Here is a 17,297-nt window from a genome sequence, read left to right on the forward strand (position 1 = left end):
GGGCACTCTGCCAACCCAATTTGATTGCAAACCGCGCGGTCCGCCTTCGTCATCTTGCGGACTAGATCGCGGTGAGGGCCGGCGGCGGCACGAAGCCGCCGAACTCGCGTTCGATCAGCCCGGCCAGCGCAATTGTCGTGCGGTCCTCCAGATACGGCCCGATGATCTGGACGCCGACCGGCAGGCCCTCGGGCGTGCGCTCGATCGGAACGGCGGTGGCCGGCAGTCCACAGGTCGAGGCGGGGTCGGCCCAGATGAAGCAGGCATCGGAGTAATTATAGAGCTTGCCGTCGATGTCGAGCTGCCGCGCGTCGAACGGCTCAGACTGGTCCTGCGGAAAGGCCGGCACGGCGGCGACCGGGTAGATCACGGCATCGAACGCGCGGAAGAGCTGATACCATTTGTGTTGCAGCTGCAGCCGGGCTGCATCGGACGCGAGCCATTCACGATGAAGCGCGACCCAGCCGCGGGCGCGCTCGGCTTGGAGGGTGCGGTCGTCGGGTGCGAGGGCTGCGGCGACGTCTTGCGCTTCTGCGAGCGCGGCCGGGGTCAGGCGCGGGCTACGCGCGCCGTTCAACAGCTTCATGTAGAGCCGCGCGGAGTCCGCGAGATCAGGTAACGCAGCGCTCGAACGCGCGACGTGCGCACCCGTTCGTTCGAGACGCGCGGCCAATCGTCCGATGGCCGAACGCACCGCATCGCCCGTCGGCATCAGCGGATGCGTGTCGATCACGAGGATCCTGAAATTCTTGAGCTGGTCATGGCGCGAGGCGGGCAGTGCCAGGCGATAGCCGACGCCATCGCGCATCTCGTCGGGGCCGGCGATCACGTCGAGCGACAGGGCGAGGTCCGAAGCCGTGCGTGCCATCGGTCCGACGACGGCGAGATCGCCCTGGCCGGGCACGGGCGGCGCCGGCGGCAGGCTGTAGCCGCGCAGCGGCACCAGGCCGAGGCTCGGCTTGTGTCCGAACACGCCGCAGAAATGCGAAGGGACCCGGATCGAGCCGCCGATATCCGAGCCGATCGAAAGCGGACCGAAGCCGGCGGCCAGCGCCGCGCCGCATCCGCCGGAGGAGCCGCCGGGGGAACGGCTGAGGTCCCACGGGTTGTTCGTGGTGCCGTGGATCTCGTTGTAGCTCTGGAAATCGCGTAAGCCGATCGGGATGTTGGTCTTGCCGATGATGATGGCGCCCGCCGCCTTCAACCGCGAGACGAGGAGGGCGTCCTCCGTGGGATGGAAGTCTTTGAAGTGCGGAAAGCCCCATGTCGTCGGCAGGCCCGCGACGTTGAAGGGCTCTTTCAAGGTGACTGGAATGCCGAGCAGCGGCCGCCGCTCGCCGCGGCCGAGCGCGGCATCGGCGGCGCGCGCGGCGTCTCGCGCGCGATCGAAATCGCGGACGACGATGGCGTTGATCGGCCCGTCCAGCGCCTCGATGCGCGCGATGGTATGGCCAAGCAATTCCGAGGCGGAGATCTTACGGGCGTAGAGGGCGTCAAGGAGTGCACCGATTGAGCCGTAGTCAAGGTCAACACCATCCGCGGTCATCACGAGCTCCATTTGTATTCCGGCCGACACCTTGTAGCCCGGATGAAGCGCAGCGCAATCCGGGACAGGTCCCGACGCGGATGTACGGCCCGGATGAAGCTATCGCTCCATCCGGGCTACGGAGCTTTCGCCGCTGGATTGAGTCAGGACGCTTCCTTCAGCACCGGCGCTGCCGTTTCCTCGGCCTTCAGCTCCTCCAGGCTGCGATGCCGCGGCTCGATCCCGAGCGCCCAGACCGTGATGATCTGCACCACCAGGAGGCCGATCATCAGGGCCATCACGCCGGCGACGCCGCGCGACTCGAACAGCGAGACCACCAGGAACGGCGTGACGATCGTGGCACCGCGCCCCAGCGTGTTGACGATGCCGGAGGCGCGCAGGCGCACCTCGGTCGGAAACAGCTCGGGGATGTAGATGCCGAACAGCAGCGCCACCAGCACGTAGATCGGCACGGTCAGCGCAAAGCCGACCGCCGGCAGCAGGATCGGATCCGAGATCAGGGGATAGACGATGCCGAGCGCCACCGCGATCAGCGACGCGCCGATGATGGTCGGCTTGCGGCCCCAGCGGTCCGCAGTCAGCGCACCGATGGCCGAGCCGATGGGCGCGCCGAGCGCCATGAGCAGCGAATAGCCGAATGACGTCGCGATCGAGAGGCCCTGTTTGACGAAGAACACGGGCAGCCAGGTCACGAAGCCGTAGAGGAGGGTGTTGATCGTGATCAGGCAAACCGCGCCGACGATCATCCGCGACAGCAAGGGCGCGGTGAACAGCGTGCCGAGATCGGGCGCGACCGGAGCCGGCATTGTGGGCGCAGGAGGCGGCAAGGACTGGCCTTGCGCCGCTTCCTTCTCGATCGCCTGCATCAGGGTTTCTGCTTCCGCGGTGCGCCCCACAGCTTCCAGCCAGCGCGGCGATTCCGGCAGCGACTTGCGCATGTACCAGACGACCAGCGCGCCGACGCCGCCGAGCACGAACATCGAGCGCCAGCCGAATTGCGGCACCAGCACGGATGCCACCAGCAGCGCGACGGGCAGGCCCGTCACGACGCACACGGCGGTGAAGCCGAGCCATTTGCCGCGGGTGCGGGCGGGCACGAATTCCGTCATCGTGGAATAACCGACGACGTTTTCGGCACCGAGCCCGACGCCCATGACGAACCGGCAGGCAATGAGGAAGGCCATGTTCGGCGAGAACGCCGCGGCGAGCGAAGCGATGCCGAACAGCAGCAGATTGAACTGATAGGTGAAGCGGCGGCCATAGCGGTCGCCGAGGAAGCCGGTGCCGAACGATCCCAGCATCATGCCGACGAAAGTTGCGGAGATGAAGGCGGCGTTCTGGGCCAGCGTCGAAAATCCCGTCTTCAGCGTCACGCTGAGCACGGTGCCGGCGATATAGATGTCGAAACCGTCGAAGAACATGCCGATGCCGATCAGCAGCATGATGCGGCGATGGAATGGCCCGATCGGCAGCCGATCCAGACGACTGCCCGCGTTCACCGATGTCGACATTGACGCTCTCCCTTGACTGTTATTCCCGTTGAAGTGGCCCGCCTTCTCCGGGCGGTCGGCCGCTGCTGGTCTCTGCTAAAGCGCGATGAGATTTGGTTGAATCGTCATCGCGCTTTAGCTCTTTGGTTTGAGCATGATCTTTTCGGAAAACCGCTTCACACTTTTCCGGATCATGCTCTAGTTCAATCGCCGCTGGTTGGCCGTGTCGCGGTACCAGTCGAACGGCTGCTCGTGGGTCGCGACCATCACGCTCTTGGTGTTGAAATGGTCGTCAAAGCTCTCGGTGCCGCATTCGCGGCCGATGCCGGAATCATCGACGCCGCCCCAGGGCGAGGCCGGGTCGAGCCGGTGGTGATCGTTGATCCAGACGATGCCGGCCTTGACGGAGGCGGCGACACGATGCGCGCGCGCGACGTCGCGGGTGCGGATCGCGGCGGCAAGGCCGAACGGCGAGTCGTTGGCGAGCCTGAGCGCGTCGGCCTCGTCCTTGAACGGCGTCACCGAGGTGAAGGGCCCGAACACTTCCTCCTGGAAGATACGCATGTCAGATGTGACGTCGGCAAACACGGTCGGCTCCACGAAATAGCCGTTGTCATGGCCCGGCACTTTCGCGGCGACACCGCCGGTGACGAGACGCGCGCCGTCATCGTGGCCGTAGCCGGTGTAGGTGAGAACACGGTCGCGCTGCCGGGCGGAGATCACGGGGCCGAGCTGAGTGCTCGCATCGAAGGGATCGCCGATGCGGATGCTGCGGGTCTTGGCTTTCAGCTTCTCGACGAACTCGTCATAGATCGAGGCCTGCACGATATGGCGCGAGGCGCAGACGCAGGTCTGGCCGGCGCCGATGAAGGCACCGAAGGCGGCGTAGTTGACGGCGCGGTCGACGTCGAAATCGTCGAACACCATCACCGGGGTCTTGCCGCCGAGCTCCATGGTCTGATGCGCGAACACTTTTGCAGCCGCGCTGCCGGCGATGCGGCCGGCCTCGGTGCCGCCGGTCAGCACCAGCTTGTTGATGTCTCCATGTTCGGCCAGCATCTTGCCGGCGCTCTGGCCGAGGCCAAGCACGATGTTGAAGACGCCGGGCGGCAGGCCCGCCTCGGTGAAGATCTGCGCGAGCTTCAAGGTCGTCAGCGGCGTATATTCCGACGGCTTGACCACGGTGACGCAGCCTGTCGCCAGCACCACGGCGAGCGATTTGCACAAGATCATCAGGGGATGATTGAACGGCGTGCAATTGGCGACGATGCCGATCGGGGTGCGCAGCGTGTAGTTGAGATACGCGCCCTCGACGGGGATCACGGAGTCGCGGCGCGCCAGCGCCACGCCGGCAAAGTAACGGAAGAAGTCGGGCAGGCGGGAGAGCTGGGCGCGGGTCTCGTTGATCGGGCGCCCGTTATTGAGAGTTTCCAGCCGGTACAGGCTCTCGAGATTGGCCTCAAACGCATCGGCGAGCTTGTTGACCAGCCGGGACCGGGCGCGGGTGTCCATGCCGCCCCAGGCCTTGCCTTCAAACGCGGCGCGCGCGCTTTTCATGGCTCGGTCGATGTCTTCGGCGGTCGAATTGGGAATGCGGGCAATGACGTCGCCGGTTGCGGGATTGCGGACGTCGAGCATCGTGCCATTGCCGGCTTCGACTTCACGCCCATCGATGAAATTGCCGTGGATTTCTACGTCGATCGAGGCGGGTTTTGACGGGATATTCATGACGACCTCTCTTCCACGATGACGGCGTTGCGCTTCAGCGCCGGCAAAACGCGTTTCTCGGTGGCCCCGATATGGGCCTTGATGATGCGCGCAGCGGTTCGCGTCTCGCGTCGCTGCATGGCGTCGATGAGCGCGACGTGCTCGCCAACGAGCTTCGCCGGATCGTGGCCTTTCAGGTTGGAGATGCTGACCCGGACGAGGCGGTCGGCCTGGCCGATCAGGTCGCACAGCGCGCTCGCCATGCGGCGATTGCCGGAGGCATGCGCCAGCGCGGTGTGGAAGCCGCGATTGTAGGCGATGAAGTCCTCGTGGTTGCCGGAGAAGCGGCGGAATTCGTCGAGCGATTTCAGCACGCTGTCGGGCGCGCTCTCGATCGCCTCGGCAACGCAGGCCGGCTCCAGGGCAAGGCGGAAGCGGAGCAGGTCGCGGGCATCGGACAGCGAGATCGGCGTGACGCGGTAGCCCTGGCGCGGCTGCACCGTCACGAGGTGCTCGCGCTGGAGCCGCAGAAGGGCATCCCGGACCGGTTGCCGGCTCACGTCATAGCGCTCGGCCAGATCCTGCTCGCGCATTTCATCGCCAGGCGCCAAGCGACAAGTTAAAATATCAGACCGCAGCAAATCATAGATATTTTCGCGCAAAAGCATACGACTTCGATCTCCCTGGTGCCTAATATCTCAGTCGTGATATTTCACGTCAAGAGCCAAATGCTTGAATTCTCTGACAGTTGATTTATCAGTCAGGGCTTCCAGGGCACGCGAGCGCGTGATCCCAGCGCGATGAGGAAAGACAGGACATGGACAGGCTTCTTGCCAACGGGACCGTCAACGCCGCGCAAGCGGGCGAAGGACCGCCGCTGTTCCTGTTTCACTCGCTGCTGTCGGATCGGGCGAGTTTCGATGCGATCGTGCCTGAACTCGCGAGATCGTTTCGCACCATCGTGCCGGAGTTGCCCGGGTTCGGCCACTCAAGCGCGGTCGAGGGCGGGCTTGCAGCGATCTCGGATCGCATGGCCGAAGCGGTGAAGGATGCCGCAGGCGGGGCGCCAGCGATCGTGCTCGGCAATGGCTATGGCGGCTTCGTCGCCTTGCAGATGGCGATCCGCCATCCCGGTCTCGCCAGCAAACTTGTTCTTGCCGACAGCGGCGCGGCGTTCTCGGAGCCCGGCCGCGAGGCGTTTCGCAACATGGCGAGGGTGTCCCGTGAAAAGGGCCTGGAGGCGATCACCGACATCGCCATGCGGCGCCTGTTCGCGCCCGAATTTCAGGCGCAGCATCCGGGACTGATGCAGGATCGTCGTGCCGCATTTCTGCGGACCGATCCCGACGTGTTTCGTGCCGCATGCGACGCCTTGGCAACCCTCGACCTCCGCGCAGACCTTGCCGCGGTGAAAGTCCCGGTCCTCGTGCTGGTCGGTGAGCACGACGAGGCGACGCCGCCGCCAATGTCGCATGAGCTCGCCGCGGGCCTGCCACACGCCGAGCTCAAGATCATCAAGGGCTGCGCGCACGTGCCGCAGCTTCAGTCGCCGCGGCAGTTCCTCGGAGCGCTCGAGGGCTTCTTGCTTTGATCGGCAATTTGGAAAAAAGGTCAATAATTCCGATCCGATTCCTACTGTGCATGGGGTTGTTTTCGAATTTTTACCCAAGCGTCACCACGCCACTTGGTTTCGGGGCATGAGCCGCCGGGATTGAGCGGGACCTCCTAAGAGTTTCTACACACAGTTCTGGCACGTTCCGCGCGTCAATAACCGCAACCTGCATCGGCGTGTCTCATTGCGCGCACGAAAAGACGGGGCGGACTTCGAGGGGGCGTAAGCCATGACTGCACTAGCTTCGGACGCCGGTCGCGCCAGGAGTGGGATCGTGCCGATCCTGCTGTGCGTCGTGCCATTCAGCCAGATTCCGCTCGATGCCTATACGCCGGGCCTGCCGCAGATGGTGGTGGACCTCGCAACCGATTCCGCCTCGATGCAGAACACCGTCACCGCCTACATGCTCGGCATGAGTCTCGCGCTGGTCCCGGTCGGGATCGCCTCCGACACGCTCGGCCGCCGCAACGTCCTGCTCGCGGGCCTGTCGGTGCTGATCGCCATGAGCATCGCCTGCGCGCTCGCCACCAGCGCCTCGCTGCTGCTGGGCTTGCGCTTCCTGCAAGGGATCGGCGGCTGCACCTGTCTCGTCGTGGCCTATGCGGTCGCGGCCGATTGCTTTCGCGGCCGTGAGCTCACTGCGATCTCCGGCCTGCTGGGAGCGGCCTGGGGATTGGCACCCGTGCTTGCGCCGGCCGCCGGCGGCTTCATCGTCGAGCTGACGTCCTGGCGCGGCGTCTTCGTCATCATTGCGATCACTGCTGCCACCGTCGCCGCGATCGTCGTGTTCCTGCTGCCCGAGACATTGCCGGCCGAGCGGCGGGCGCCGTTCGATCCGCGCCGCACCGCCGGCATCCTGCGCGATGCGCTGGTCCGTCCCGGCTTCCTCGCCTTCGTGCTGGTGTTCGCCGCGGCGGCCAGCGCGCAGCTGGCCTTCGGTGTCGTCGCGCCGTTCTTCTACCAGACCGGCCTCGGCTATTCCGCGGCGATCTACGGCCTCGTCGCGCTCGGCCTTGGCGGCGTCAATCTCGCCGGCGAGCTCGGCTGCGCGCACTTTGCGCAGCTCATGCCGGCCCGGGCGATGGGCTTCGGCGCCTTCGCGCTGTTTCTCGCCGGTGCCGCGGTCCTGACCGCAACCGGCATGACGCTCGGACTCGATGTCACGTCGATCACGATCGGCGGCGCACTGGTGCTCGGCGGCTGCGGCGTGCTGTGCCCGATGATGTACGGCATGGCGCTCGGCCTGTTCGAGCGCGACCACGGCCTGATCGGCGGCCTCATCAGCGCGCTCTGCTATCTCGCCGTCAGCGGCGCCATGGCGATCGCGGCGGTGCTGCCGGAAGCGACGCAAGCGCCGATCGGATGGCTCTATCTCGGCCTCTGCGCCGTCGCAGGCATGCTGCTCGCGATCTCGCTGCCCTCAGCGCGCCAGGCCACACAGACTTAAGGAAGGATTGAGATCATGACCACTGTTGGCATTCGCGGCACGTTCTTCGACTTCGTCGACGATCCCTGGAAGCACATCGGCAACGAGCAGGCCGCCGCCCGCTTTCACCAGGACGGCCTCATGGTCGTCACCGACGGCGTCATCAAGGCGTTCGGCCCCCATGACAAGATCGCCGCGGCACATCCGGGCGTCGAGGTCACGCATATCAAGGACCGCATCATCCTGCCCGGCTTCATCGACGGCCACATCCATCTGCCGCAGACCCGCGTGTTAGGGGCCTATGGGGAGCAGCTGCTGCCGTGGCTGCAGAAGTCGATCTATCCCGAGGAGATCAAGTACAAAGATCGCAACTACGCACGCGAGGGCGTGAAGCGTTTCCTTGATGCGCTGCTCGCCGCCGGCACCACCACGTGTCAGGCCTTCACCAGCTCCTCGCCGGTCTCGACCGAAGAGCTGTTCGAGGAAGCGGCGCGCCGCAACATGCGCGTGATCGCGGGCCTCACCGGGATCGACCGCAACGCACCGGCCGAATTCATCGACACGCCCGAGAATTTCTATCGCGACAGCAAGCGGCTGATCGCGCAGTACCATAACCAGGGCCGCAACCTCTACGCCATCACGCCGCGCTTCGCCTTCGGCGCCTCGCCCGAGCTGCTGAAAGCCTGTCAGCGCCTCAAGCACGAGCATCCGGATTGCTGGGTCAACACCCACATCTCCGAGAACCCGGCCGAGTGCAGCGGCGTGCTGGTCGAGCATCCCGATTGCCAGGACTATCTCGGCGTCTACGAGAAGTTCGACCTGGTCGGTCCGAAATTCTCCGGCGGCCACGGCGTCTATCTCTCGAACAACGAATTCCGCCGGATGTCGAAGAAGGGCGCGGCGGTGGTGTTCTGCCCGTGCTCGAACCTGTTCCTCGGCAGCGGCCTGTTCCGTCTCGGCCGCGCCACCGATCCCGAGCATCGCGTCAAGATGTCGTTCGGCACCGACGTCGGCGGCGGCAACCGCTTCTCGATGATCTCCGTGCTGGACGACGCCTACAAGGTCGGCATGTGCAACAACACCATGCTCGACGGCAGCATCGACCCTGCGCGGAAGGACCTCGCGGAAGCCGAGCGCAACAAGCTGTCGCCGTATCGCGGTTTCTGGTCGGTCACGCTCGGCGGTGCCGAGGGCCTCTACATCGACGACAAGCTCGGCAATTTCGAGCCGGGCAAGGAGGCCGACTTCGTTGCGCTCGATCCGAATGCCGGCCAGCTGGCGCAGCCCTGGCACCAGTCGCTGGTCGCCGACGGCGCGGGTCCGCGCACGGTCGACGAGGCCGCGAACATGCTGTTCGCCGTCATGATGGTCGGCGACGACCGCTGCGTCGACGAGACCTGGGTGATGGGCAAGCGTCTCTACAAGAAGAGCTGAAACGGACGCGATGAACGGATCACCCGACAGAGCCGGCCAGCCGGTCGCCCTCGTCATCCAGCGCCGCATCGCGGACGACGGCTTTGCCGCGTTCGCGCGCTGGAACGGCGAGGTCGGCGAGGTGCTCAAGACCTGGCCCGGCTTCCTCGGCCAGGAGGTGGTGCCGCCGCAACCGCCCGCGCATGTGGACTGGGTGACGATCGTGCGGTTCGCAAGCCCAGCGGCAGCGCGCGCCTGGCTCCAGAGCGAGGTGCGGGCCAAGCTGATCGCGGAGATCCAGCGCCACTTCGTCGGCTCGGAGGATGTCCATATCCTGCCCGATACCGGCGTGCAGCGCGACAGCGCGGTCTCTGCCGTGATCTCCTTCAAGGTGCCTGCCGGGCTGGAGGACGCGTTCCTGACATGGCAGCAACGCATCCAGGCCGCGGAGGCCGAGTTCAAGGGCTTCCTGCGCCACAAGATCGAGCGGCCGATCCCGGGCCTGCACGACGAATGGATCATCATCCTGTCGTTCGACAGCGATGCCAATCTCAATGCATGGCTCGACTCGCCGACGCGGCAGACGCTCCTTGAGGAAGGGGCCCGCTTCAACGTCGGTGTGAACGTGAAGCGTGCAAGCTACGGTTTCAATTTCTGGTTCCCCGCTGGCAAGACGCAGGCGCCGAAGCAGGGCGCTACGCTGATCTGGAAGAGCAACCTCATTGTCCTGTTGGTGCTCTATCCCGTGGTCTACCTCTGGGGCTTTTTCATCAGCCACCCTTTGATCGACAGTCACGGCGTCCCGGTCTGGCTGTCGCTGTTCGTCGGCAATCTCGTCAGCACCCAGCTGCTCGGCTGGTGGCTCGTGCCCGCCGCCTTCAGGGCGCTCGACTGGTGGGTGACGCCGAAGGCAGCGATCGGCCGCCAGATCGCGGGCTACGCACTGCTTGCCGCCCTCTATGCGGCGTCAATGGGCCTGTACGCGCTGCTGCTCGCATGGCATTGGGGACGCTGAGGCCCTCAGCTCGCGATATCGCGATCAGTTCACGCTCGACAGGAAGCTCGCCAGGATTGTCCGGCTCTGGCTGAGCGTCTCGATGCGCTCGTCGATGAGGCTGACCTGATCGGCCAGTATTTTTCGCAGATTGTTGCACGGGGTGAATTCCGGATCGTTGTTGCGCACGCAGGGAAGCAATTGCTGGATCGTTTCGAGCGTCATCCCGGCCGCGCCGAGCATCTTGATCCGCCGAACGGTTTCCTCTTCCGGCAGGCCATAGTCGCGATAACCGGAACCGGTACGCTGTGGCGCAAGCAGTCCCTCGGCTTCGTAATAGCGCAGCATCCGGACACTGACTCCCGTCCTGCGGGAGAGTTCGCCAATCTTCATTGAAAAACCTCTTGACCCTGACAGTGCTGTCAGACCTTACAAGCTGTGCTCGCCCATGTGAACAACCATGCGGAGGAGCGACGATGAAAGCCTACCATCTGAACAACCATCCCGGTGCCCGCGGCCTTGTGCAGGTCGATGTCGGCAAACCCGAGCCCGCGCGTGGCGAGGTCCGCATCCGGGTCGAAGCAGCAAGTCTGAATTATCGCGACCTTTTGATCCTCGACCGTGTCGGTGGAGGCGAGCTCAACGGCCGCGTGCCGCTCTCCGACGGCGCCGGGGTCATTGACGCCGTCGGCTCCAACGTCGCGCAGTGGAAGGTCGGGGACCGCGTCGCCGCATCGTTTTTCCGCGATTGGATTTCAGGGCCGTTCAGGAGCAGCTATGTTGCCTCGTCCCTCGGCGGCAACACGACCGACGGCATGCTGGCCGAATATGTCGTTCTGCCGGAAACGGCGCTCGTCGCCGTGCCGGCGCACCTCACCCTGATCGAAGCCGCGACCTTGCCCTGCGCCGGCGTGACGGCCTGGCATGGTCTTATCGCGCGGGGCGGGATGGGCAAGGGCGACACGCTGCTGGTCCAGGGAACAGGTGGCGTCGCGCTGTTCGGTCTTCAATTCGCCGCGGCGCTCGGCGCACGTGCGATCGTGATATCATCCTCGGATGAAAAGCTCGCTCGCGCCAGGGCGCTGGGTGGCTCGATCCTCATCAACTACCGCGACACGCCCGACTGGGATGTCGCCCTGATGAAGGCGACGGATGGCGCAGGCGCCAGCCATATCCTCGAACTCGGCGGTCCCGGCACCTATGACCGGTCGTTGCGATCGGTCGCTTCAGGCGGCAAGATCGTCCAGATCGGTGTTTTGACAGGGTTCGGCCCAAAGCCCGACCTCGCGCGCCTGCAGTGGGAGAACGCCGATATCATCGGGGTTACCGTCGGATCGGCCGAACATTTCGCGGCGATGAATCGTTTCTTGACCGACAAGGCAATCCACCCGATCGTCGATCGGGTGTACGACTTCGACGACGCGCCGGAAGCGTTTGCCTATCTCCGGACCGGCTCACATTTCGGCAAGATCGTCGTGAAACTATAAGGCCTCAGACGAGTCAGGGCGGCAAAGCTCCCCAACTCTCGACAGGTGGAGATGATGTTCGCCCTGACATTTCTCGGGACCTCGGCCAGCGTTCCCTCGGCGGAACGCAACCATCCGGCTCTCCTGGTGGAAGCGGCCGGTCAGCGCATCCTGGTCGATTGCGGGGAGGGCACGCAACGTCAGTTGCTGCGCAGTGGCGCGGGCTTCCGGCGGCTCGATCGCATCCTCTTGACTCATGCTCATCTCGATCACGTGCTCGGCATCCCCGGCCTGTTCTCGACACTGCGCTTGCGCCAGAGCTCCGAAATGATGACCATTCATGGCGGCGCGGAGACGCTCGATATCGTCATCCGCATGCTCGCGGGCATCTGGGGTGAGGGCCGGGCGCCGATCCCGGTGCAGTTCGCGGCGCTGACCGAAGGGCGGTTTATCGAGGCCGGCGATTTCACCGTCGGCTGTTTTCCGGTCCGCCATCGCGACACCGATAGTTTTGGTTTCGTCTTCCAGAGCCCCGCGCGCCGTCATCTGCTGTCCGATCGTCTTTCAGACCTTGGTGTTCCCGACGGGCCGATGCGGGGCGAACTGGCCGCGGGGCGGCCGGTCGTCATCGCCGGGCGAACGATCGATCCGGAGGACGTTCTGGGGCCGCCAAGTGGCGGCAAGAAGCTCATCGTGATCGGCGACACCGAGACCACCGCGGGACTTTCGCAACAGGTCGCCGACGCCGACATGCTGGTGATCGAAGCGACGTTCCTCGATCGCGACGCGTCGATCGCGCGGGACTACGGCCATCTCACCGCCGCGGAGGCAGCTTCGTTTGCGGCCGCAAACAATGTCGGGCAGCTCATGCTGGTCCATATGTCCGGGCGCTACGAGGACGCGGAGATTCTCGCCGAGGCGACGAGGATCTTTCCGAACACACGGATTGCCGTGGATTTCGATCACATCGTTGTCTGAGGATCATGACAGGCGTTACAGCCCGGCCGCGACACCGAGGCGACCGACGCCGGGTAGCTTGAGGGCGGGACGCCTGATGTCGAATCCAAGCACAGCGCCGAGGATATTGATCTCGAGCCCCTCGACCCAGCCGAGGGTCAGACCGAGATAGCCGGACAGCGAAACATAGAGGCCGGTGCGCGAGGCGGTGAGGCCGATCCACTGCCCGGAATAGGGATAGTCCTTGCCGATGGCGGTGGGCGGCAGAACCGCACGAAGTTCGGGCACGGCATTCAGGGCGGCTTGGACGAAAGTGTTCGAGTTCGGCCCCGGCCAGGCGCTGTAGTCGCCATAGGTGCGAAACTTGTAGGTCTCGATGACCGATCGAATCCTGGGAATGAGAAGTTCGGCCTGTGGTCCGTCCACCGCGACGACGGTTTCCGGCAGGGCGCCAAACCATCGTCCATCGGGAGCGAAGCCGTTGCTCCGGATCGGTTCGCCCCAGGCCGTGTAATCGTATCGGCTGTAGCTGGCCGCGTCCTTTTCCTTGACGACGATCCATGTGTGGACGGCGAAGATGCTTCGCCACCGCACCGTTCGCGCGGCGTAGATCCGGATCAGCGCATCGGGATGAGATGAGGCCGGACGCAGCAGACCGGCGCTGGAGCGGTCCGCGGTCTGCCAATTGCCGCGACCATCTCCAAACCAGTAATACCGCGCGGCCGAGACGCCGATCGGCACGAATAGGAACATGAAAAAAATAAGCACGGCTTTTCGCAAGGCGGGATCGAGTTTCGGAAGGATGCGCTGATGATATAGGTCGCGAGCAACCTTTCTCAACCCGACAATCCCGGCTTGATCGCGAGGTCCGGCACCTTCGGCGTCACTTGCATCAGTCGCGGCATCGCCGCTATGCGCGTTGCGGCCTTGCTTTGAGCCCTGGCCATGCTCGAATGCCCCCGCCATGGCGGCTGTCGTCCTTGACGCGGCGGCACCGTAATCTTACCAACAAGTCAGATTACAACAAATGTTCGCATTCCGAACAGCGTCGTCCCGACGATCGGAGGAAGTTTTGCCCTCATCATCGCTGCATCCCCAGTCCTTGCATCCAAATGGCGTGTTTTCCGCCGCGCTGACGCCGCTCGACGCCGAGCTCGCGCCCGATCACGCACGCTTCGTCGCGCATTGCCGTTATCTGCTCGATGAGGGCTGCGACGGCATCGCGATGCTCGGCACGACGGGCGAGGCAAACTCCTTCTCGGTCGCCGAACGCATGGCGCTGCTCGAGGCGGTCGTTGCCGCCGGCATCGCGCCGCAGCGGCTGCTTCCCGGCACCGGAGTTGCCGCGCTGACCGAAACCATCGCACTGACGCGCCACGCGCTCTCGGTCGGCGTCGACACCGTGGTGATGCTGCCGCCGTTCTACTACAAGAACGTCACCGATGACGGCATTTTCGCTTCCTACAGCGAAGTGGTGCAGCGGATCGGCGATGCGCGTCTGAAGGTCGTTCTCTATCACTATCCGCAGATGTCCGCGCAGCCGATCTCGCATGCGCTGATCGAACGCCTGCGCAGGACATATCCCGCGACATTCACCGGCATCAAGGATTCGTCCGGCGACTTCGCCAACATGACTGCGATGGTGGAGCGCTTCCCCGGATTCTCGGTGCTGGGCGGCGCCGACGCGTTGATGCTGCCGCTGCTGCGCAAGGGCGGTGGGGGCTGCATTACCGCGACCTCCAATATCGTCGCGCGCAGTCTTGCCTATGTCTTCAAGCACTTCGGCGATAGCGATGACGATCCGGCGCTCAAGGCGGCGCAGGCACGCATCGTGAAGGCCCGCGAACTGGTCACGCAATTTCCGCAGATGGCCTCGCTGAAGGCGCTGGCGGCCGATCGCACCAAGCATCCCGGATGGCAGCGCCTGCGGCCGCCGCTGGAGTCCTTGCAGCCCGACCAGTTGAAAACGCTGCTGGCGAATGCCGCTGCGTTCGCAGCCTCGGCCTAGATTAATTGCGGACGACGAGGCGAAGCCGATGTCCAATTCTTTCCAGGATAAGCTCGTCGCGATCGTCGCCGATCCGCTCGACATCGTGCTGATGCGCGGCATCGAGAATTTGCTCGATCCGCACGGGCTGATGAATCCGGGCAAGACTTTTGCCGCGGGAGGCGTGCAGCGATGACGAGCGTCCGCCTGCTCGCCGACGACCTCACCGGTGCGCTCGACACCGCGGCGGAGCTCGTCGGCCTGTGCGGCCCGTTCGACGTCACCTGGCCGGAGACGCCGGCGATGCAGGCGTCCGGCAGCCTTGCGATCGACAGCGGCACCCGTGAACGTTCGAAGGCCGAGAGCGTCGAGATCGTCGGACGATTGGCGTCGCAGCTTCAAGGCGCGTCGATCGCCTACAAGAAGGTCGACAGTCTTTTGCGGGGTGCCTGGGCGGCCGAGCTTGGCGCCTGCCTGCGCAGCGGCCCCTGGGCGTCTTGTGTCGTCGCGCCTGCCTTCGACTATCAGGGACGCCGCACCGTCGGCGGCCAGCAGTTCGCCCGCACGGTGCAGGGCGAGTGGCATCGCGTCGGCGACAATCTGCTGGATCAGTTGAGACAAGAAGGCATCGAGGCGCGGCAGGGATCTGCGAAGACGCTGTTCCAAGGCGGCGTTCAGGTGTTCGATGCCGAGAGCGATCTCGATCTCGACCGCGTCGTCGAAATGGCGCGGCGCATGCCGGGGCCGCTGCTTTGGTGCGGAAGCGGAGGGCTAGCCGGCGCGCTTGCCCGTGGCCACGGCACTGCCGCGCCGTCGCAATTGAAGCTGCCGGTGCTCGGGCTGTTCGGCTCCGACCAGGCCGCGACCGCTGCCCAGCTGGCCGCTTGTGGCGATGCGACCATCGCGCTTGCCGAGGGCGAGGGTGGGGCGCGGGTCCAGGGCAAGCTGGCCGACGACGGCGTGGCGCTGGTGAAATTCGCGCTCGCGGAGGGCCTGTCGCGCACCGAGGCGGCGCGGCGCATCGCGCGCGAGCTCACCACGCTGATGACGACACTCGATCCACCCGGCACCTTGATCGTCGCTGGCGGCGAAACCCTGAAGGCCGTATGCGTTGCGCTCGGGGCGCACGCGCTCCAGGTGACGGGGCGCATCGTGCCGGGATTGCCGCGCTCGGTGCTGCAAGGCGGCCGCTGGGCCGGCGTCGATGTTATCTCGAAGTCCGGCGCCTTCGGTTCGAGGGAGCTGTGGCGCGACCTGCTCCGGGACAATCAACTGATCAGAATGGAGCGTCCGATATGACCTCTCGCCATCTTGCCATCACTATGGGCGATCCCGCCGGGATCGGGCCGGAGATCATCGTCAAGGCCTGTGTCGGGCTGAAGGACCGGATCGCGCGCGGCAATCTGCGCCTGCTGATCATCGGCAGCGGCCCTGCGCTTGACGGCGCCAAGGCCGCGCTCGGCGCCGACGTTGCGATCCCGCAAGTGACGGCCGACGACCATGACTGGCCCAATCTCTGTTACCTGCAAGCCGACGCCGAAGGTGATCCGATCAAACCGGGCGTGCTCAGTGCCGATGGCGGCCGCTTCGCCTACAAGGCGATCGAGCAGGGCGTGCGATTGACGCAAGCCGGCCGGACCGGGGCCATCGTCACCGCGCCGCTCAACAAGGAAGCGCTCAACAAGGCCGGCTACCGTTTCCCGGGGCATACCGAGATGCTGGCGCATCTCACCGGCGTGCGCGGCTCGGTGATGCTGCTTGCCCATGGCAACATGCGCGTCAGCCATGTCTCGACCCATGTCGCGCTGGAGGACGTGCCGAAGCGTCTGACGCCGGAGCGCCTGCGCATGGTGATCGACCTCACCAACGATGCGCTGCTTCGTCTGGGCATCGCCAAGCCGAAGATCGCGATCGCCGCGCTCAATCCGCATGCGGGCGAGGGCGGCCTGTTCGGCCGGCAGGACATCGACGTGTCGGCGCCGACGATCGCGAAAGCGGTCGCGGACGGTCTCGATGTCGTCGGCCCGGTGCCCGGCGACACCATCTTCGTCAAGCTGCGCGCCGGCCAGTACGATGCCGCGGTCGCAATGTATCACGACCAGGGGCATATCCCGGTCAAGCTGCTCGGCTTCCAGGTCGATCCCGCCACCGGCCGCTGGCAGGAGCTCTCCGGCGTCAACATCACGCTGGGCCTGCCGATCATCCGCACCTCCGTCGATCACGGCACCGCCTTCGACATTGCCGGCAAGGGCATCGCCAACGAGCACAGCCTGATCGAGGCCATCGACTATGCCGAGCGGCTGGCGGCCGGCGGCTCCGCATCGAGGTCATGAGATCGAGCCCAGATACGACCAACGCTTTCATGCCCATCGAAATTTAACGCCCGACCATCCTGGAGTTCGGTAACGGGACGATCACGGCTGCGGCGGGTCTCCTTCGAATCTGCCGGCGTCGGCACCTCGCAGCATCTCGCCGGCAAGCTGTTCCAGCAGATGACCGGCATCAGGATAGTGCACTTCCCTACAAGGGCTTGAGCGAGATGCCGAAGGCAAACGTGCGGTTTCGGGCCACTTGCACGAATTCACGGTCAATTCACGATCCGCTTCGTCTCGTCGGGTTAGGCTGCATCCGTTGTCGAGGCGCGCCCCAATCGCGCCCGCACCAAATGTTCGAAAGCGACCGAGTTCATTTGACGAGGG

16 protein-coding genes are annotated in these 17,297 nt (G+C 65.0%); 10 read left to right on the top strand and 6 right to left on the bottom strand.

The genetic code is table 11. The features are described from left to right. Window positions 1-61: 61 nt before the first annotated feature. The 4 genes from HYH08_RS00770 to HYH08_RS00785 form a co-directional block, all read right to left on the bottom strand. The gene (locus HYH08_RS00770; protein WP_220007834.1) at window positions 62-1,558 is read right to left on the bottom strand and encodes an amidase; all 1,497 of its coding nucleotides are present in this window, start codon (window positions 1,556-1,558) and stop codon (window positions 62-64) included. A 131-nt stretch (window positions 1,559-1,689) separates the two neighbouring features. Continuing rightward, a complete protein-coding gene (locus HYH08_RS00775) occupies window positions 1,690-3,057 on the bottom strand; it encodes an MFS transporter (RefSeq protein WP_220007835.1) in 1,368 nt (455 codons plus the stop codon). A gap of 177 nt (window positions 3,058-3,234) precedes the next feature. Continuing rightward, a complete protein-coding gene (locus tag HYH08_RS00780; protein ID WP_220007836.1) occupies window positions 3,235-4,764 on the bottom strand; it encodes an aldehyde dehydrogenase in 1,530 nt (509 codons plus the stop codon). Then, window positions 4,761-5,411: a GntR family transcriptional regulator gene (locus tag HYH08_RS00785; protein WP_220007837.1), complete on the bottom strand. Its 651-nt coding sequence runs from the start codon at window positions 5,409-5,411 to the stop codon at window positions 4,761-4,763. Before HYH08_RS00785 ends, HYH08_RS00780 begins: the two co-directional genes overlap by 4 nt. A gap of 149 nt (window positions 5,412-5,560) precedes the next feature. Between HYH08_RS00785 and HYH08_RS00790 the strand changes: the two genes are divergently transcribed. The 4 genes from HYH08_RS00790 to HYH08_RS00805 all read left to right on the top strand — a co-directional run bounded on the left by HYH08_RS00790 (window position 5,561) and on the right by HYH08_RS00805 (window position 10,209). Further along, the gene (locus HYH08_RS00790) at window positions 5,561-6,334 is read left to right on the top strand and encodes an alpha/beta fold hydrolase (RefSeq protein ID WP_220007838.1); all 774 of its coding nucleotides are present in this window, start codon (window positions 5,561-5,563) and stop codon (window positions 6,332-6,334) included. Between the two features lie 250 nt (window positions 6,335-6,584). Beyond that, window positions 6,585-7,802 carry a multidrug effflux MFS transporter gene (locus tag HYH08_RS00795; RefSeq protein WP_220007839.1) on the top strand — a complete coding sequence of 406 codons (1,218 nt, stop codon included), beginning with the start codon at window positions 6,585-6,587 and terminating at the stop codon, window positions 7,800-7,802. A gap of 15 nt (window positions 7,803-7,817) precedes the next feature. Further along, window positions 7,818-9,215, top strand: coding sequence for a guanine deaminase (gene guaD, locus HYH08_RS00800; protein ID WP_220007840.1), 1,398 nt, complete (start codon window positions 7,818-7,820; stop codon window positions 9,213-9,215). Between the two features lie 10 nt (window positions 9,216-9,225). After that, window positions 9,226-10,209 carry an antibiotic biosynthesis monooxygenase gene (locus HYH08_RS00805; protein ID WP_220007841.1) on the top strand — a complete coding sequence of 328 codons (984 nt, stop codon included), beginning with the start codon at window positions 9,226-9,228 and terminating at the stop codon, window positions 10,207-10,209. A 24-nt stretch (window positions 10,210-10,233) separates the two neighbouring features. Here HYH08_RS00805 and HYH08_RS00810 read toward each other — a convergent pair whose 3' ends face one another. Beyond that, window positions 10,234-10,581, bottom strand: coding sequence for a MerR family transcriptional regulator (locus HYH08_RS00810; protein WP_220007842.1), 348 nt, complete (start codon window positions 10,579-10,581; stop codon window positions 10,234-10,236). A gap of 83 nt (window positions 10,582-10,664) precedes the next feature. Between HYH08_RS00810 and HYH08_RS00815 the strand changes: the two genes are divergently transcribed. Beyond that, on the top strand, window positions 10,665-11,675 hold the full coding sequence (locus HYH08_RS00815; RefSeq protein WP_220007843.1) for a zinc-dependent alcohol dehydrogenase family protein: 1,011 nt from the start codon (window positions 10,665-10,667) through the stop codon (window positions 11,673-11,675). Window positions 11,676-11,729: 54 nt separating this feature from the next. After that, a complete protein-coding gene (rnz, locus tag HYH08_RS00820) occupies window positions 11,730-12,632 on the top strand; it encodes a ribonuclease Z (RefSeq protein WP_220008326.1) in 903 nt (300 codons plus the stop codon). Between the two features lie 15 nt (window positions 12,633-12,647). Here rnz and HYH08_RS00825 read toward each other — a convergent pair whose 3' ends face one another. After that, the gene (locus HYH08_RS00825) at window positions 12,648-13,364 is read right to left on the bottom strand and encodes a DUF3750 domain-containing protein (RefSeq protein WP_228747478.1); all 717 of its coding nucleotides are present in this window, start codon (window positions 13,362-13,364) and stop codon (window positions 12,648-12,650) included. Between the two features lie 334 nt (window positions 13,365-13,698). On the opposite strand from HYH08_RS00825, the gene HYH08_RS00830 reads away from it, so the two are divergent. The 4 genes from HYH08_RS00830 to pdxA are packed head-to-tail and all read left to right on the top strand — an operon-like array spanning window position 13,699 to window position 16,931. Further along, a complete protein-coding gene (locus HYH08_RS00830; protein ID WP_220008327.1) occupies window positions 13,699-14,619 on the top strand; it encodes a dihydrodipicolinate synthase family protein in 921 nt (306 codons plus the stop codon). Window positions 14,620-14,647: 28 nt separating this feature from the next. Continuing rightward, window positions 14,648-14,794, top strand: a complete 147-nt coding sequence (locus tag HYH08_RS00835) for an FAD-linked oxidase C-terminal domain-containing protein (protein ID WP_220008358.1) — start codon at window positions 14,648-14,650, stop codon at window positions 14,792-14,794. Next, a complete protein-coding gene (locus HYH08_RS00840) occupies window positions 14,791-15,897 on the top strand; it encodes a four-carbon acid sugar kinase family protein (protein WP_220007845.1) in 1,107 nt (368 codons plus the stop codon). The genes HYH08_RS00835 and HYH08_RS00840 overlap by 4 nt, the downstream gene beginning before the upstream one ends. Continuing rightward, on the top strand, window positions 15,894-16,931 hold the full coding sequence (gene pdxA, locus HYH08_RS00845; protein WP_220007846.1) for a 4-hydroxythreonine-4-phosphate dehydrogenase PdxA: 1,038 nt from the start codon (window positions 15,894-15,896) through the stop codon (window positions 16,929-16,931). The genes HYH08_RS00840 and pdxA overlap by 4 nt, the downstream gene beginning before the upstream one ends. Window positions 16,932-17,297 lie beyond the last annotated feature (366 nt).

The organism is Bradyrhizobium sp. BR 10289 (assembly GCF_019455385.1).
Taxonomy (GTDB): Bacteria; Pseudomonadota; Alphaproteobacteria; order Rhizobiales; family Xanthobacteraceae; genus Bradyrhizobium.

What these genes read in the sequence shown, in the direction of transcription:
- HYH08_RS00775 (WP_220007835.1), bottom strand. Translation starts at nt 3,057, where the DNA reads ATGTCGACATCGGTGAACGCGGGCAGTCGTCTGGATCGGCTGCCGATC.
- HYH08_RS00790 (WP_220007838.1), top strand. Translation starts at nt 5,561, where the DNA reads ATGGACAGGCTTCTTGCCAACGGGACCGTCAACGCCGCGCAAGCGGGC.
- HYH08_RS00795 (WP_220007839.1), top strand. Translation starts at nt 6,585, where the DNA reads ATGACTGCACTAGCTTCGGACGCCGGTCGCGCCAGGAGTGGGATCGTG.
- HYH08_RS00780 (WP_220007836.1), bottom strand. Translation starts at nt 4,764, where the DNA reads ATGAATATCCCGTCAAAACCCGCCTCGATCGACGTAGAAATCCACGGC.
- HYH08_RS00805 (WP_220007841.1), top strand. Translation starts at nt 9,226, where the DNA reads ATGAACGGATCACCCGACAGAGCCGGCCAGCCGGTCGCCCTCGTCATC.
- pdxA (WP_220007846.1), top strand. Translation starts at nt 15,894, where the DNA reads ATGACCTCTCGCCATCTTGCCATCACTATGGGCGATCCCGCCGGGATC.
- HYH08_RS00835 (WP_220008358.1), top strand. Translation starts at nt 14,648, where the DNA reads ATGTCCAATTCTTTCCAGGATAAGCTCGTCGCGATCGTCGCCGATCCG.
- guaD (WP_220007840.1), top strand. Translation starts at nt 7,818, where the DNA reads ATGACCACTGTTGGCATTCGCGGCACGTTCTTCGACTTCGTCGACGAT.
- HYH08_RS00770 (WP_220007834.1), bottom strand. Translation starts at nt 1,558, where the DNA reads ATGGAGCTCGTGATGACCGCGGATGGTGTTGACCTTGACTACGGCTCA.
- HYH08_RS00840 (WP_220007845.1), top strand. Translation starts at nt 14,791, where the DNA reads ATGACGAGCGTCCGCCTGCTCGCCGACGACCTCACCGGTGCGCTCGAC.
- HYH08_RS00825 (WP_228747478.1), bottom strand. Translation starts at nt 13,364, where the DNA reads ATGTTCCTATTCGTGCCGATCGGCGTCTCGGCCGCGCGGTATTACTGG.
- HYH08_RS00785 (WP_220007837.1), bottom strand. Translation starts at nt 5,411, where the DNA reads ATGCTTTTGCGCGAAAATATCTATGATTTGCTGCGGTCTGATATTTTA.
- HYH08_RS00810 (WP_220007842.1), bottom strand. Translation starts at nt 10,581, where the DNA reads ATGAAGATTGGCGAACTCTCCCGCAGGACGGGAGTCAGTGTCCGGATG.
- rnz (WP_220008326.1), top strand. Translation starts at nt 11,730, where the DNA reads ATGTTCGCCCTGACATTTCTCGGGACCTCGGCCAGCGTTCCCTCGGCG.
- HYH08_RS00815 (WP_220007843.1), top strand. Translation starts at nt 10,665, where the DNA reads ATGAAAGCCTACCATCTGAACAACCATCCCGGTGCCCGCGGCCTTGTG.